The organism is Micromonospora arida, assembly GCF_042873195.1.
Classification (GTDB): Bacteria; Actinomycetota; Actinomycetes; order Mycobacteriales; family Micromonosporaceae; genus Micromonospora; species Micromonospora arida.
Genome location: NZ_JBIALC010000002.1, coordinates 835,612 through 848,706, shown reverse-complemented (window position 1 = coordinate 848,706; position 13,095 = coordinate 835,612). Strand labels below are relative to the sequence as shown.

The window sequence follows — 13,095 nt, the reverse complement described above, 5'->3', positions numbered from 1 at the left end:
CCTTCACCGAGCGGGATCTCCCGCCCATCGAGGAGGTAGTCCATGGCCCTCCGCACGCCCATCCCCCTCCGCCGTGTCCTGGTGCTCGCTGTCGTCACCGGGCTGGGCATCGTCACCGTCGCCGCCGGTCCGGTCGCCGCCCGACCGGCACCGGACCGCACCGCTGAGCAGGCTGCCGCCGGCTACCGGGTGCTCGGGCCCCGGACCCTCGCCGACCGCAACGCGGTGGCCCGCACCGGAGCCGCCATCGACTACTCCGAACACGGCGTGCTGCACATCTCGGCCACCGCGAGCGAGGCCGCCGCGATCGGCAAGCTCGGCTTCCGGCTGGAACCGCTCGCCCCGCCACCCAACGCCGAGCGCGGAGCCGACGACTTCGGCACGCTGGCCTTCCCACCGGCCGACTCGAACTACCACGACTACGCGGAACTGACCGCCGTCGTGAACCAGGTCGTCGCCGACCATCCGGCGATCGCCCGCAAGATCAGCATCGGTTCGTCGTACGAGGGCCGCGACCTGATGGCAGTGAAGATCTCCGACAACGTCGGCACCGACGAGAACGAGCCGGAGATCCTGTTCAACTCCCAGCAGCACGCCCGTGAGCACCTGACCGTCGAGATGGCGATCTACCTGCTCAACCTCTTCACCGACAGCTACGGCAGCGACTCCCGGATCACCAACATCGTCAACGGCCGGGAGCTCTGGATCGTGCCGACGGTGAATCCGGACGGCAGCGAGTACGACATCGCCACCGGGTCGTACCGGTCCTGGCGCAAGAACCGGCAGCCCAACAGCGGCTCGTCCAACGTCGGCACCGACCTGAACCGCAACTGGTCCTACAACTGGGGATGCTGCGGCGGCTCGTCCGGCACCACCTCGTCGGAGACCTACCGGGGGCCGTCGGCGTTCTCCGCGCCAGAGACGCAGGCGCTGCGCAACTTCGTCAACGGCCGGGTGGTCGGCGGGGTGCAGCAGATCAAGGCCAACATCGACTTCCACACGTACTCGCAGCTGGTGCTCTGGCCCTACGGCTACACCACAGCGAACACCGCGACCGGGATGAACGCCGACCAGTACAACACCTTCGCCACCATCGGTCAGCAGATGGCGGCCACCAACGGCTACACCCCGGAACAGTCCAGCGACCTCTACATCACCGACGGGGACAGCCTCGACTGGATGTGGGCCACCCACAACATCTGGGCGTACACCTTCGAGATGTACCCGGGCTCGTCCGGTGGCGGCGGCTTCTACCCGCCCGACGAGGTGATCCCGGCGCAGACCTCACGCAACCGGGAGGCGGTGCTGCTGCTCAGCGAGTACGCCGACTGCCCGTACCGGGCCATCGGCAAGCAGGCGCAGTACTGCGGCGGCGGTGGCGGCACCACGGTCTGGTCGGACACCTTCGAGACCGCCACCGGCTGGACCATCAACCCGGGCGGCACCGACACCGCCACCCTCGGCGCGTTCGAGCGGGGCGCCGCGCAGGCGACCACGTCCTCCGGAGCCAAGCAGCTCACCCCGTACGCCGGGTCCAACGACCTGGTCACCGGCCGGCTCGCCGGCTCGGCGGCCGGTGACTACGACCTCGACGGCGGCGTGACCAGTGCCCGGTCCCCGGCGGTGACCCTGCCGTCGTCCGGCACGCTGACCCTCTCGCTCGCCTGGTACCTGGCTCACGGCTCGAACGCCTCGTCGGCGGACTACCTGCGGGTGAGCGTGGTGCACAACGGCGGCACCACAGCGCTGCTCACCCAGGCCGGCGCGGCCAGCAACCGCAACGGGAGCTGGGCGGTCGCCAACCTCAACCTCACCCCGTACGCCGGCCAGTCGGTCCGCGTGCTCGTCGAGGCTGCGGACGCGTCCGGGGCCAGCCTGGTCGAGGCGGCTGTGGACAACGTCACCATCACGTCCTCCTGATCGGGTGGGGCCCCGTCCCGCCCCGGCGGGGCCCCACCACCCGCTCCTGAGCCTCCAGATCCGGGACATATCCCTCGTGCGCCACGGCTCCGGCGAGCGACCGACACTGACCGGCCCTTGATCGATCCGGCACGTCCTGGCGGTGCGCTACCGTCTTAGCGACCAGTCCGCAGCGAAGCCGGTGCGAAACCCGGCGCTGTCCCGCAACTGTGATGCCCCACCGGTAGGTGGGGACGAGCCAGGTCGCCTACGGATCGGTCGCGAAACGCGCTCTCGAGGAAGGGCGCCTCGTGGGCGGGCGTACGAAAGTCCCTGTCGGCGAAGCACCACACTCCTCGACCGACAGGAGGCCCCCATGTTCAGACGTACCCCTCGGCTCTTCGCGGCGACCCTCGCGGTCACCGCACTCGCCCTCGGCGCCTGCGCCGAGAAGGCCGACGACCAGCCGAGCGCCGGCACCGCGGCCGCCGCCTACCCGGTCACGGTCGGCGCGCTCACCCTCGACAAGCGCCCCGAGAAGATCGTCGTGCTGTCGCCCACCGCCACCGAGATGCTCTTCGCGATCGGCGCCGGCCCGCAGGTGACCGCCGTCGACGACCAGTCGAACTACCCGGCCGACGTGCCCAAGACCGACCTCTCCGCCTTCCAGCCGAACGCCGAGGCGATCGCCGGTAAGAACCCTGACCTCGTGGTGCTCTCCGACGACCGCAACAAGATCGTCGAGCAGCTCGGCAAGCTGAAGATCCCGGTTTACCAGACCCCGGCGGCGACCACGCTCGACGACTCGTACCGGCAGATCACCGAGCTGGGCACGCTGACCGGGCACGCCGACCAGGCCACCGACGTCGCCACCCGGATGAAGGACGACATCGCCAAGCTGGTCAAGGACCTGCCACAGCGCGCCGAGAAGCTCACCTACTTCCACGAGCTGGGCCCGGAGCTGTACAGCGCCACCAGCAAGACGTTCATCGGCTCGCTCTACAGCCAGGCCGGCCTGACCAACATCGCCGACCCGGCCGACGCGGACGGTAAGAGCTTCGGCTACCCCCAGCTGTCCCAGGAGTTCATCGTCAAGGCCGACCCGGACTTCGTCTTCCTGGCCGACGCCAAGTGCTGCCAGCAGAACGCCGACACGGTCAAGGCGCGCAGTGGCTGGGCCGGCCTCACCGCTGTGAAGAACAACCAGGTCGTCGCCCTGGACGACGACGTCGCCTCCCGCTGGGGCCCCCGGGTCGTGGACCTGCTCCGGGTCATCATCGACGCGGTCGCCAAGGTGCCCGCGTGACCGTCGTCCGTCGGTGACCGGGCCGCGAAAGGTGTCCGATCCGGCACCAACCGGCCGGCCGGCCGAGCCGCCGCCGCCGTCGTCGCCGTCGTCTGAGCGGGCCGAGCCTCCTGCCGAGGTCCGGCCCGCCGGGCTGGCGTCCGGGGCCCGGCCGGCCGGGCTGCGCATGCGGTGGTTGGTCGCGGGGTTGGTCGCGGTGCTCGTCGCGCTCGTCGTCGGGGTGTCGCTCGGCCCGGTGAGCCTGCCACCGGGCAGCGTCGCCGCCGAGCTGCTCAACCTGTTTCCCGGCGTGCACCTCGACAGCGGGCTGACCGAGCGTGAGATCGCGATCGTCACCGAGCTGCGCCTGCCCCGGGTGGTGCTGGGCCTGCTCGTCGGCGGTCTGCTCGCCCTCGCCGGTGGTTGCTACCAGGGCGTGTTCCGCAACCCGCTGGCCGACCCGTACCTGCTCGGTGTGGCCGCCGGTGCCGGCCTCGCGGTCACCGCGGCGATCGCCCTCGGCGGCGCCGGCCAGCAGGGCACGCTTTCCGGCTTGCCGATGACCATTCCGCTGGCCGCGTTCGCCGGTTCGCTGCTCGCCGTCACGATGACCTACGTGCTCGGCGCGGCCGGTGGGCGACGCGGGTCACCGGCCATGCTGATCCTGGCCGGGGTGGCGGTCTCCGCGTTCCTCTCCGCCGGGCAGACGTACCTCCTGCAACGACACGCCGACAGCATCCAGCCGGTCTACTCCTGGTTGCTCGGCCGGCTGGCCACCGCCGGTTGGCACGACGTGCTGCTGGTGCTGCCGTACGCCGCGCTGACCACGGTGGTGGTGCTGCTGCACCGCCGCGAACTGGACGTCCTCGCGGTCGGCGACGACGAGGCGCGAAGTCTGGGCCTGCACCCGCAGCGCACCCGGTACCTGTTGATCGCCGCCGCCTCGCTGGGCACCGCGGCGGCGGTCTCCGCGACCGGCCTGATCGGCTTCGTGGGCATCATCGTGCCGCACACCGTCCGGCTGCTCGCCGGGTCCAGCTACCGGGTGATCCTGCCGATGTCGCTGCTGTTCGGCGGCGCGTTCCTGGCGCTGACCGATGTGGTGGCCCGCACCGTCGCCGCTCCGTCCGAGCTGCCGATCGGAGTGGTGACCGCCCTGCTGGGCGGCCCGTTCTTCGTCCTCGTGCTGCGGACCGCCCGGCGAGTGCTCACGTGAGCCGCGAAACCGCCGCCGGCACGCCGGCCGTCGAGGTGCGCGGGCTGCACGTCGCCCTCGGTGGCACGCCGATCCTGACCGGCGTCGACCTCACCGTCGCCGTCGGCGAGTGGGTCACCGTGATCGGCCCGAACGGCGCCGGCAAATCCACCCTGTTGCGCGCCGTCGGCGGCCTGCTGCCCGCGCCGAAGGCGATCACCCTCTTCGGTACGCCGAGTGCCGCGCTGCGCCGTCGGGACCGCGCCCGGATAGTGGCCACGGTGGCACAGTCCCCGGTGGTGCCGCCCGGCATGTCGGTGCTGGACTACGTGCTGCTCGGCCGCACCCCGTACATCCCGACCCTGGGCCGGGAGTCGACCGCCGACGTTGACGCCGTGCACGAGGTGCTGGGGCGGTTGGACCTCGCCGGCTTCCACCGTCGCGAACTGGCCACCCTCTCCGGCGGCGAACGGCAGCGGGTGTTCCTCGCCCGCGCGCTCGCCCAGGGCGCGACGCTGCTGCTGCTGGACGAGCCGACCAGCGCGCTCGACATCGGCCACCAGCAGGACGTGCTCGAAGTCGTCGACCAGCTACGCCGCGAGCACGGCCTGACCGTCCTGGCCACGATGCACGATCTCTCGCTGGCCGGTGAGTACGCCGACCGGATGGTGATGCTCGCCGCCGGTCGGGTGGTGGCCGCCGGGACTCCGCGCGAGGTGCTGACCGAGGAGTTGCTCGCCACCCACTACCGGGCCAGCGTCCGGGTGGTCCCCGGCGCCCACGGCCCGTTGGTGGTCCCCGTCCGCCCCACCCGCCCCTGAACACGCAGGCGCTGGGTCAGGGGCCCAGGTCGATGACGGAGAAGAGGGCGCCCTGGGGGTCGCGCAGGGCGGCGAAGCGGCCCGCCGGGATGTCGCGGGGCGGGACCAGGATCGTTCCGCCCAGCTCGGCGGCGCGGGCCGCGGCGGCGTCCGCGTCGGCCACCGCGAAGTAGACCGTCCAGTACGCGGGCAGGTCGGCCGGGAAGTCGTCGGCCAGCGGCGGCATCATCCCGGCGACGATCTGCGTCCCGAGCCGCCACCCGGTGTACGTCATCGCGCCCACCGCCTGGTCGTCGGGCTGCCAGCCGAACACCAGCTCGTAGAAGACCTTCGCGCCTTCGGGGTCGGGGGTGACCAGCTCGTTCCAGCTCATCGCGCCCGGCACGTTGAACACCTCGGCACCGGCCATGGCCAGTGGCTGCCAGACGCTGAACGTGGCGCCGGCCGGGTCGGCGAAGACCGCCATCCAGCCCCGGTCGAAGACCTCGAACGGGGGTACGACGACCTGCCCGCCGGCCCGTTCGACCCGGCCGGCGACGAGTTCGGCGTCGTCGGTGGCGAGGTACGTCGACCAGATCGGAATCTGGTCCGGGATCGCGGGCGGGCCGGCGCCGGCCACCGGCTTACCGTCGAGCAGGAAGACCGTGTAGCCGCCCGCCTCGGGCTCCGGGGTGACCCGACCGGTCCACCCGAACAGCTCCGGGTAGAAGCGTCGCGCGTCGGTCAGGTCCGGGGTGGCCAGGTCGGCCCAGCAGGGCGTACCCGGCGGGACGGTGCTCACGTCAAGACCCCTCTCGGCCCGGGCGGCCACGGCGGCCCCCTGCCGGAATCCTGGCACCGTCCCGCCGCGGCCCGGGGCGAAAACGGACGAATCGTCAGCTGAACCGGCGACCCTCGTCCCGCCGGTACGCCCAGCCGGCGAGCGCGGCGAGCAGCACCACCCAGACACCGAGCATGATCAGTGCCAGCGGCTCGACGCGGTAGTCGCCCACCGCCGCCCACATCAGTTCGGCCGCTCCCCGGGTGGGCAGATACGGGGCGATCGTCTCGATGAACCCGGGCGCGTCGCCCGGCGCGGAGAGCAGGCCGCCGCCGAACGCGAGCGGCAGGAAGAGCACCTGCGCCACCACGATCGCCGCCTTGCTCGGCAGCGAGTAGCCGATGGCGAGCCCCATCAGCGTGAACGGCACCGAGATGACGGCCACGGTGCCGAGGGCCAGCAGGAACGCCGCCGGGGTGAGCTGGGCCGCGGTCAGCGTCGCGCCGATCACCACGACCGGGATCAGCGAGAGGTAGGTCAGCGCCAGGCCGGCCAGCACCCGGCCTGCGAACCGCGGCGCGGAGCCGGCCGGCAGGGTCCGGGTGTACGGGTTCCAGGGCTGGTCGCGGTCCTCGGCGACACCGACGCCGTACTGGAAGATGTTGGCGCTCATCACCGAGAAGGTGACCATCGACGCGGTGGCGTAGGTGGCACCGACCGCGTCGTCACCGGCGAACGGCACCACGAAGAAGATCATGGCGGCGGCCGGAAAGAAGGCGCTGCCGAAGACGGCCACCGGAATCCGGATGATCTCCAGGAGTTGGTAGCGGGCGTGGACCAGGGCGAGCTGCACTGTCGCCTCCTCAGACGGTGGTGGGTCGGCCGCCGGCAGCGGCGGTGGTGGGTCGGCCGGTGCCGGAGGGCTCGTCGCCGCTGGTGACGTTTCCGCTGGTGATGGCGAGGAACGCCTCCTCCAGCGAGGTCGGCCGTACCTCCAGGTCGGTGAACGGGGTCTGTGCCGTGACCAGCGCTCGGACCAGCTCGTCGGCGTCGGTGGTGAGCAGGTGCAGCCGACCGTCGACCCGTTCGCTGCGGACCACCCCGGGCAGGTCGGGCAGGTCATCGGCGACGAGGCTGACCCGGCGTACGCCCACGATGCCGCGCACCGCGTCCACTGTGTCGTCGGCGAGCACCCGGCCCTGCCCGATGACCACCACCCGGTGGGCGAGCGCCTCCACCTCCTCCAGGTAGTGGCTGCTCAACAGCACGGTGCCGCCGTCGTCGTGGAATGCCCGGATCGCGTCCCACAGGGTGTGCCGGGCGGCCACGTCCAGGCCCGTGGTGGGTTCGTCGAGCAGCACCAACCGGGGTCGGCCGACGAACGCCAACGCCACCGCCAATCGGCGGCGTTGCCCGCCGGAGAGCCCACCGGTCTGCCGTCGGGCCAGGTCGGCGAGACCGAAGCGGTCGAGCAGCTCGGCCCGGGGCACCGGGTCGGGGTAGTGCGCGGAGACGAAGTCGACGACCTCGCCGACGCGCAGCGTGCCCGGCAGACCGGTCTCCTGCGGGGTGACCCCGATCTGCCGCCGGCTCGCCGGGTCACGGGGGTCGCCACCGAACAGCTCCACCCGCCCGGAGCTGGGGCGGCGCAGGCCCACCAGCAGGTTCATCAGGGTGCTCTTGCCGGCGCCGTTCGGCCCGAGCAGGCCGACCAGCTCACCGGCCCGGACCTCCAGGTCGACACGGTCGAGGGCGAGGACGTCGCCGTACCGGCGGCTGGCCTGTTCGGCGCGGGCAAGGGTCATGGCTGCTCCTTCGGCGGGGCGGGGTCGAGCAGGGCGCGGATCGCTTCGGTGTACTCCTCGAACGCCAGCCGACCTCGCCGGCTGAGCCCGACCAGGGTCGCCGGGGTGCGTCCACGATGGGTCTTGCTGATCTCCACGTAGCCGGCGTCCTCGAGTTTGCGCAGGTGCACCGAGAGGTTGCCGGCGGTCATAGCGAGCAGCTCCTGTAGGCGGGGGAACGCGATCTTGTCGCCGACGTTGAGAGCGGAGAGGCTGGCGACCACCCGCAGCCGGGCCTGCGCGTGGATGACCGGATCCAGCTCGGTCACGGCTGCTGCCGCTGTCGCTGTCGCCGCCGGGCGAGCGCGCCGGCCACCAGCATTCCGCCACCGCCGGCCACCGCCACGACGAGCGGGTGCCAGCCCGGCCCGGCGAACGCCCCGACCAGGTTGATCACGCTGATCCAGACGCCGAGGCGGAACAGGTCCTGGTCCAGCCAGACGGCCCCGCCGGCCATGTGCAGCGCACCGGTCAGCCCGACGGCGGTCGCCGACCAGAGCAACGCCGCCAGGTCGTGCGGCAGGTGCTCGGAGATCCGGCCGAGCCCCGCGTAGACGCTCACCGAACCGAGGGCCCAGGCGTACCCGTACCACTGCCCACGTCGGGCGGAGTCACCGCTCACCTGGCCGTAGGCCCGCACGCTGACCACCGCCTGGATCGTTCCGGCGGCCGCGAGCAGTACGAAGAGGACGGTCAGCGGCAGCCAGCTGGGCAGTGGAACCAGAGCCCGGTCACCGGGGGCGAACCGGAGGAAGAACAGCCCGAAGCCGACCAGCCAGGCGACACCCCATGGCCAGTAGAGCAGTCGGGCGTCGGGATCGAGCCGGCGTGCCGTCGCCGACCGCTGGTCCTGGATCAGCCGGAGCGCCGCCGCGGCATCGGTGGGTGGTGAATCATCGTCGGGGTCCACGCAAACTACTTTACGACACAAAGTCGAGATGGGTGGACCCGTCATCACCGACGGGCCCCCCGATCGCGGCGAGCAGTGCCTATGGTGGTCAGTCGTGGCGACTGATCCGTCGCACAGGCCACAGGGGAGGGTTCGTGTCAAGCCCGAGCAATGAGTTGGAGGTCCAGCCGGAGGCTCTGACGGCGTTCGCCGCCGGGTCCAGGGATCGGGCGGCCCGTTTCCGCGAGCTGCACCGCGCCTTCGGCGACGGGCACGTGCCACGGCACGCCTTCGGGGTGATGCCGGCGTCCTTCAACCTCGCGGCGACGTACGCCGAGCAGTTCGAGGCGTGCCTTCAGGGGCTCGCCGACGGTGCCGAGATGATGGCGGACATCGCCGAAGGGCTCACCGACACCGCCGCCGCCTACACGGGCACCGACGTGGCCAACACCGATCTCTTCGTGCCCGGCCGCCCGCCCGCTCCCGACGTCATCGCGCCCGGCCCCTGGTCGGGTGGCACCGGCGCTCCGAACGGTTCGGTGCCGGCGTGAGCACCGAGGCGTTGCAGCGCAACAAGACCTACTTCGAGCAGATCGTCTCGGGCACCCCCGAACCCTTCAAGCCGCTCTCCAACGCGGTGCTCTGGCCGTTCGAGCAGCTGTTGGAGCTGGTCGCTGGCGAACCGGACGACCTGATGCGGGCCGCGCAGCTCTGCCTGGACACCGGCGCGGCGGTACGGGAGATCGCCGGTGACCAGATCGCCGACCGGGCCAGGCTGCGCGGCGCGTGGACGGGCGACGCGGCCGAGAGCTTCCATGCCTCGATGGAGTCGGTGGAAGCGGCGATCGAGGAGCTGGCCGAGGGGCTCGACGGCACGAAGGACGTGCTGGTCGAGGCGGCGAACGCGGCGGTGGACGCGTTCAATCTGCTGGTCGAGCTGATCCTCGAGTTCCTGCTCTGGTTCCTCACCGAGGTGATCATCGCGGCGGTGGCCGCGGCGCTGAGCGCCGGCGTCTCGTTGGCCGCCACGGTGGTCCGGGTGCTGGCCCGGCTGGCCACCACAGTGGGTCGGATGGTGAAGATCGTCGCCCGGTTCGCCGAGGTGCTCACCCGCCTCGCCGCCCGGCTGGGCAAGGTCGCCGGGCAGCTCCGCAAGTACGCGGAGACCGTCATGGAGCTCAAGAAGCGGAAGAAGCAGTACAAGCTGCTCAGCAAGGGCGGCTGGACGCCCGAGGGGCGGGCCTTCCAGGTCGAGAAGTTCAAGACTCTCTTTCCGGGCAAGTTCGTCATCAACCAGGTCTCGCCGGTCAACATCCCCGGTTTCGGCGGCGCTCTGCTCGACACCGGCGTGGGCCTGCACGACATCTCCGACGGGCAGAAGGACCGCAACTACCTGGTGGACGGCACGTACAGCGAGGACCTGGGCCCGTACACGGTGGGTGTGCAGAATGTCTTCGACTCCATCGTGAACTGAGAGGCAGCCATGACCTTCCCCGCCCTGGACCGCATCGAGGCGCTGGCCCGCAACCTGGACGGATGGCAGCGGCAACTCGCCGACCGGATGGCGGAGCTGGAGCAGACCAGCGCCGAGGGCGTGAGCGACTCCGGCCTGGTGCGGGTCACCGCCGCGGCCGACGGCAAGATCGTTTCTACGGAGCTGAACGCGCGGGCGATGCGACTGGACTCCTACAGCCTGGCCGAGGAGTTCACCGCAGCCGCCAACCGGGCGCAGGAGGCCGCAGCGGCCCTGGTCCGGGAGTTGGTCGGCGAGGTCATCGGAGACCCAGGCGCCGGTCCGCGCCGACCCGCCGACCACGAGGGGCGCTGATGACGGTCGACGAGAGTCAGGCACGGTACGTCGACGGGATCACCCGGCTGCTGCCGGCCGGGGAGCAGGTGCGCGCGGTGGCCCAGGTTCGAGCGGGCGGCGGGCTGACCCCGGCACCGCCCCCACAGCCGTCGACGCCACCCGCCACGGGTGGACCGGGCTTCCTGGGTGTCCTGCTCAACGTGCTGTCACCGAACATCACCTTCGGTCGGGCGGACAACGCCGTCGACTGGCTCTTCTTCGGTGTCGGAGGTCGAGGCGAGCCAGATTCCCAAGCGTCCGTGCTGCACCATGCCCTGACCGTGGCGACGAAGGGCTCCGGCCTCCGAACCCTCGTGCTGGCGGTCACCGACCAGCGACTGCTGCTCGGCGCGACAGCACCCGTCGGGCTGCTCTCCAGCTCGGCGGCGGACGAACGGGCCCAGGCCGACATCGAACTGCTCGGGTCCGTCCCGCGCACGGCCGTCACCGCCCGGTTCGGCAGGTACAGGTTGAACTGGAAGCGGCTGCGGATCGACTTCGCCGACGGGTCGTGGCTGTCGTTCCACGTGCCGCTGGCCGACTCCGGCCGCCCGCTGCGGGAGGTCGCGGCAGCCCTGTCAGTCGGCTGACCCGTCGACGAGCGGTGCGGGCAGCGCCGCAACGTGCAGCACCGCCAGCCGGGACACCGCCCGGGTGAGCACCACGTACAACCGGTGCAGCCCGCGCGGCTCGGCCGCGACGATCGCGGCCGGCTCGACCACCACCACATGGTCGTACTCAAGGCCCTTGACCAGCGTCGCCGGCACCACGGTGACCCGCTCCGCGGCCGCCACGTCGTCGGCGGTCGCGGTCTCGACACCGGCCTCGGCCAGCGCCGCGCGCAGGCCGTCGACCGCGCCGTCCGCGGCGATCACACCGACCGAGCCGTCGTGCGCGAGCGCCGCGCGCACCTCGGCCACCGTCGCCGAGGGCAGGTCGGTCACCGTACGCACGTCCAGGCCGCCGTCGTGGCGCAGCGACTCGGCCGGCGGTACGTCCACCGCGAGCGCCGGGAGCAGCAGGTTCGCGAATGCGACGACTGCGGCGGGCACCCGGAAACCGACGGTCAACGGCACCACCACCGCGTCCGGCTTGCCCAGATGGGCGAGGGATTCCCGCCAGTCCGTCGCCGCCCACGGCGCGGTGCCCTGGGCGAGGTCACCCAGCAGCGTGACCGAGCCGTGCTCGCTGCGCCGAGCGATGGCCCGACACTGCATCGGGGAGAGGTCCTGCGCCTCGTCCACCACCACGTGCCCGAACCCGGAGAGCCGTTCCAGCAGCCCGGTCGCCTCGTCGATCAGCACCGCGTCGGCGGCGGTCCAACGGGTCGCCTTCGGCGTGCGGGCCGGCTTCGCCCAGATCAACTGCGCCTGCTCGGCGTCGCTGAGCAGCCCGTCCGCCGCGGCGCCGAGCCGGGTCGGGTCGGAGAACAGGCCGTGCACCAGCCCTTCCGGGGTGAGCGCCGGCCAGACCGCGTCCAGGAAGTCGAGCACCGGCCGGCAACGGCTCATCCGGCGCAGCCAGGCATCGCTGGGCGACTCCGCACGCCGCGCCTCGGCCTGCCGTTGCAGCAGACTCACCACCCGCGCCTGGACACGTTCCCGGCCCGTGCCATACGGCAGCCCCTCCCGGCGGGTCTCCTCGACGATCCGGTGCAACGGCTCCACCCCGATCCGCCAGCGGAACGAGCCGTCCGACACGGTGATCGACTCGGTCGGAGTGCCGATCTGCCCCTGCACCGCGCGCCGCAGCACGCTCGCCATCCGTACGTCGTGTTTGAGCGCGGCCACCGCCGGCGCCTCGACCGCCCGAACCGCCACCCGGGAGATCAACTCCTCCACCGTGGCCTGCTCGACCTCGACCTCACCGAGCGCCGGCAGCACCGCCGCGATGTACGACAGGAACGCCCGGTTCGGCCCGACGATCAGTACACCCGCCCGCCGCAACCGCTCCCGGTGCAGGTAGAGCAGGTACGCGGCCCGGTGCAGGCCCACCGCCGTCTTCCCCGTACCCGGCGCGCCCTGCACACAGATCGAGTCCGCGAGGTCAGCCCGGACCAGCTCGTCCTGCTCCGGCTGGATCGTGGCGACGATGTCCCGCATCGGCCCGACGCGTGGACGCTCGATCTCGGCGGTGAGGATCCGACTCGTCGTACCGAGCTCTTCGCCCCGATCCAGCCGCTCATCCTCGAAGCTGGTCAGCACACCATTGCTGAACCCGAACCGCCGCCGAACCGCCACCCCCTGCGGATCCCGCACGCTGGCCCGGTAGAACGAGCGGGAGACCGGTGCCCGCCAGTCCAGCACCAACGGCTCGCCACGCTCATCGGTGACATGCCGCCGCCCCACGTGATACCGCCGACCGTGATGATCGCCGCTGCCGCCGGGTGCGGTCGGGTCGTTGGTGGGCCTGCTGGCTGTGGGCCTGTCACTCGGGGTGCCGCTGCTCGTGGCGCCGCTGCTCGTGGCGCTGCTGCTCGTGGCGCTGCTGCTCGTGGCGCTGCTGCTCGTGGCGCTGCTGCTCGTGGCGCTGCTGTCGGTGGTGCTGCTGTTC

14 protein-coding genes and 1 riboswitch are annotated in these 13,095 nt (G+C 71.8%); of the genes, 8 read left to right on the top strand and 6 right to left on the bottom strand.

Annotated features, from left to right (window positions below):
- The first annotated feature begins 42 nt into the window (after window positions 1-42).
- The 4 genes from ACFYP0_RS10620 (at window position 43) to ACFYP0_RS10605 (ending at window position 5,200) form a co-directional block, all read left to right on the top strand.
- Window positions 43-1,920, top strand: coding sequence for a M14 family metallopeptidase (locus tag ACFYP0_RS10620; RefSeq protein WP_355496061.1), 1,878 nt, complete (start codon window positions 43-45; stop codon window positions 1,918-1,920).
- Window positions 1,921-2,097: 177 nt separating this feature from the next.
- Window positions 2,098-2,163: riboswitch (cobalamin riboswitch) on the top strand.
- A 112-nt stretch (window positions 2,164-2,275) separates the two neighbouring features.
- The gene (locus tag ACFYP0_RS10615) at window positions 2,276-3,205 is read left to right on the top strand and encodes an ABC transporter substrate-binding protein (RefSeq protein WP_355496063.1); all 930 of its coding nucleotides are present in this window, start codon (window positions 2,276-2,278) and stop codon (window positions 3,203-3,205) included.
- 166 nt (window positions 3,206-3,371) lie between these two features.
- A complete protein-coding gene (locus tag ACFYP0_RS10610) occupies window positions 3,372-4,400 on the top strand; it encodes a FecCD family ABC transporter permease (protein ID WP_355496175.1) in 1,029 nt (342 codons plus the stop codon).
- Entirely contained in the window at window positions 4,397-5,200 is an 804-nt protein-coding gene (locus ACFYP0_RS10605) for an ABC transporter ATP-binding protein (RefSeq protein WP_355496066.1), read from the top strand. Before ACFYP0_RS10610 ends, ACFYP0_RS10605 begins: the two co-directional genes overlap by 4 nt.
- Before the next feature lie 16 nt (window positions 5,201-5,216).
- Here the strand turns inward: ACFYP0_RS10605 and ACFYP0_RS10600 are convergent, their stop codons facing one another.
- The 5 genes from ACFYP0_RS10600 to ACFYP0_RS10580 all read right to left on the bottom strand — a co-directional run bounded on the left by ACFYP0_RS10600 (window position 5,217) and on the right by ACFYP0_RS10580 (window position 8,714).
- Window positions 5,217-5,981, bottom strand: coding sequence for a VOC family protein (locus ACFYP0_RS10600; RefSeq protein ID WP_355004826.1), 765 nt, complete (start codon window positions 5,979-5,981; stop codon window positions 5,217-5,219).
- A 94-nt stretch (window positions 5,982-6,075) separates the two neighbouring features.
- Entirely contained in the window at window positions 6,076-6,813 is a 738-nt protein-coding gene (locus tag ACFYP0_RS10595) for an ABC transporter permease (RefSeq protein ID WP_355496068.1), read from the bottom strand.
- Window positions 6,814-6,823: 10 nt separating this feature from the next.
- Complete coding sequence (locus ACFYP0_RS10590; protein ID WP_386995406.1) at window positions 6,824-7,765, bottom strand: ABC transporter ATP-binding protein; 942 nt, start codon at window positions 7,763-7,765, stop codon at window positions 6,824-6,826.
- Window positions 7,762-8,073, bottom strand: a complete 312-nt coding sequence (locus ACFYP0_RS10585; RefSeq protein WP_356975828.1) for a transcriptional regulator — start codon at window positions 8,071-8,073, stop codon at window positions 7,762-7,764. Before ACFYP0_RS10585 ends, ACFYP0_RS10590 begins: the two co-directional genes overlap by 4 nt.
- Window positions 8,070-8,714: a transporter gene (locus ACFYP0_RS10580; RefSeq protein WP_356975830.1), complete on the bottom strand. Its 645-nt coding sequence runs from the start codon at window positions 8,712-8,714 to the stop codon at window positions 8,070-8,072. The genes ACFYP0_RS10585 and ACFYP0_RS10580 overlap by 4 nt, the downstream gene beginning before the upstream one ends.
- 134 nt (window positions 8,715-8,848) lie before the next feature.
- On the opposite strand from ACFYP0_RS10580, the gene ACFYP0_RS10575 reads away from it, so the two are divergent.
- Genes ACFYP0_RS10575 through ACFYP0_RS10560 form a run of 4 tightly spaced genes read left to right on the top strand, consistent with a single transcriptional unit; the run spans window position 8,849 to window position 11,132 of the window.
- On the top strand, window positions 8,849-9,244 hold the full coding sequence (locus ACFYP0_RS10575; protein WP_112668760.1) for a type VII secretion target: 396 nt from the start codon (window positions 8,849-8,851) through the stop codon (window positions 9,242-9,244).
- Complete coding sequence (locus tag ACFYP0_RS10570; protein WP_356975832.1) at window positions 9,241-10,167, top strand: WXG100 family type VII secretion target; 927 nt, start codon at window positions 9,241-9,243, stop codon at window positions 10,165-10,167. The genes ACFYP0_RS10575 and ACFYP0_RS10570 overlap by 4 nt, the downstream gene beginning before the upstream one ends.
- 9 nt (window positions 10,168-10,176) lie before the next feature.
- Complete coding sequence (locus ACFYP0_RS10565) at window positions 10,177-10,521, top strand: YbaB/EbfC family nucleoid-associated protein (protein ID WP_124860822.1); 345 nt, start codon at window positions 10,177-10,179, stop codon at window positions 10,519-10,521.
- Window positions 10,521-11,132 carry a hypothetical protein gene (locus ACFYP0_RS10560; RefSeq protein ID WP_124860824.1) on the top strand — a complete coding sequence of 204 codons (612 nt, stop codon included), beginning with the start codon at window positions 10,521-10,523 and terminating at the stop codon, window positions 11,130-11,132. The genes ACFYP0_RS10565 and ACFYP0_RS10560 overlap by 1 nt, the downstream gene beginning before the upstream one ends.
- Here the strand turns inward: ACFYP0_RS10560 and ACFYP0_RS10555 are convergent.
- Window positions 11,121-12,890, bottom strand: coding sequence for a HelD family protein (locus tag ACFYP0_RS10555; protein ID WP_386995402.1), 1,770 nt, complete (start codon window positions 12,888-12,890; stop codon window positions 11,121-11,123). The genes ACFYP0_RS10560 and ACFYP0_RS10555 overlap by 12 nt on opposite strands.
- Between the last annotated feature and the right edge of the window lie 205 nt (window positions 12,891-13,095).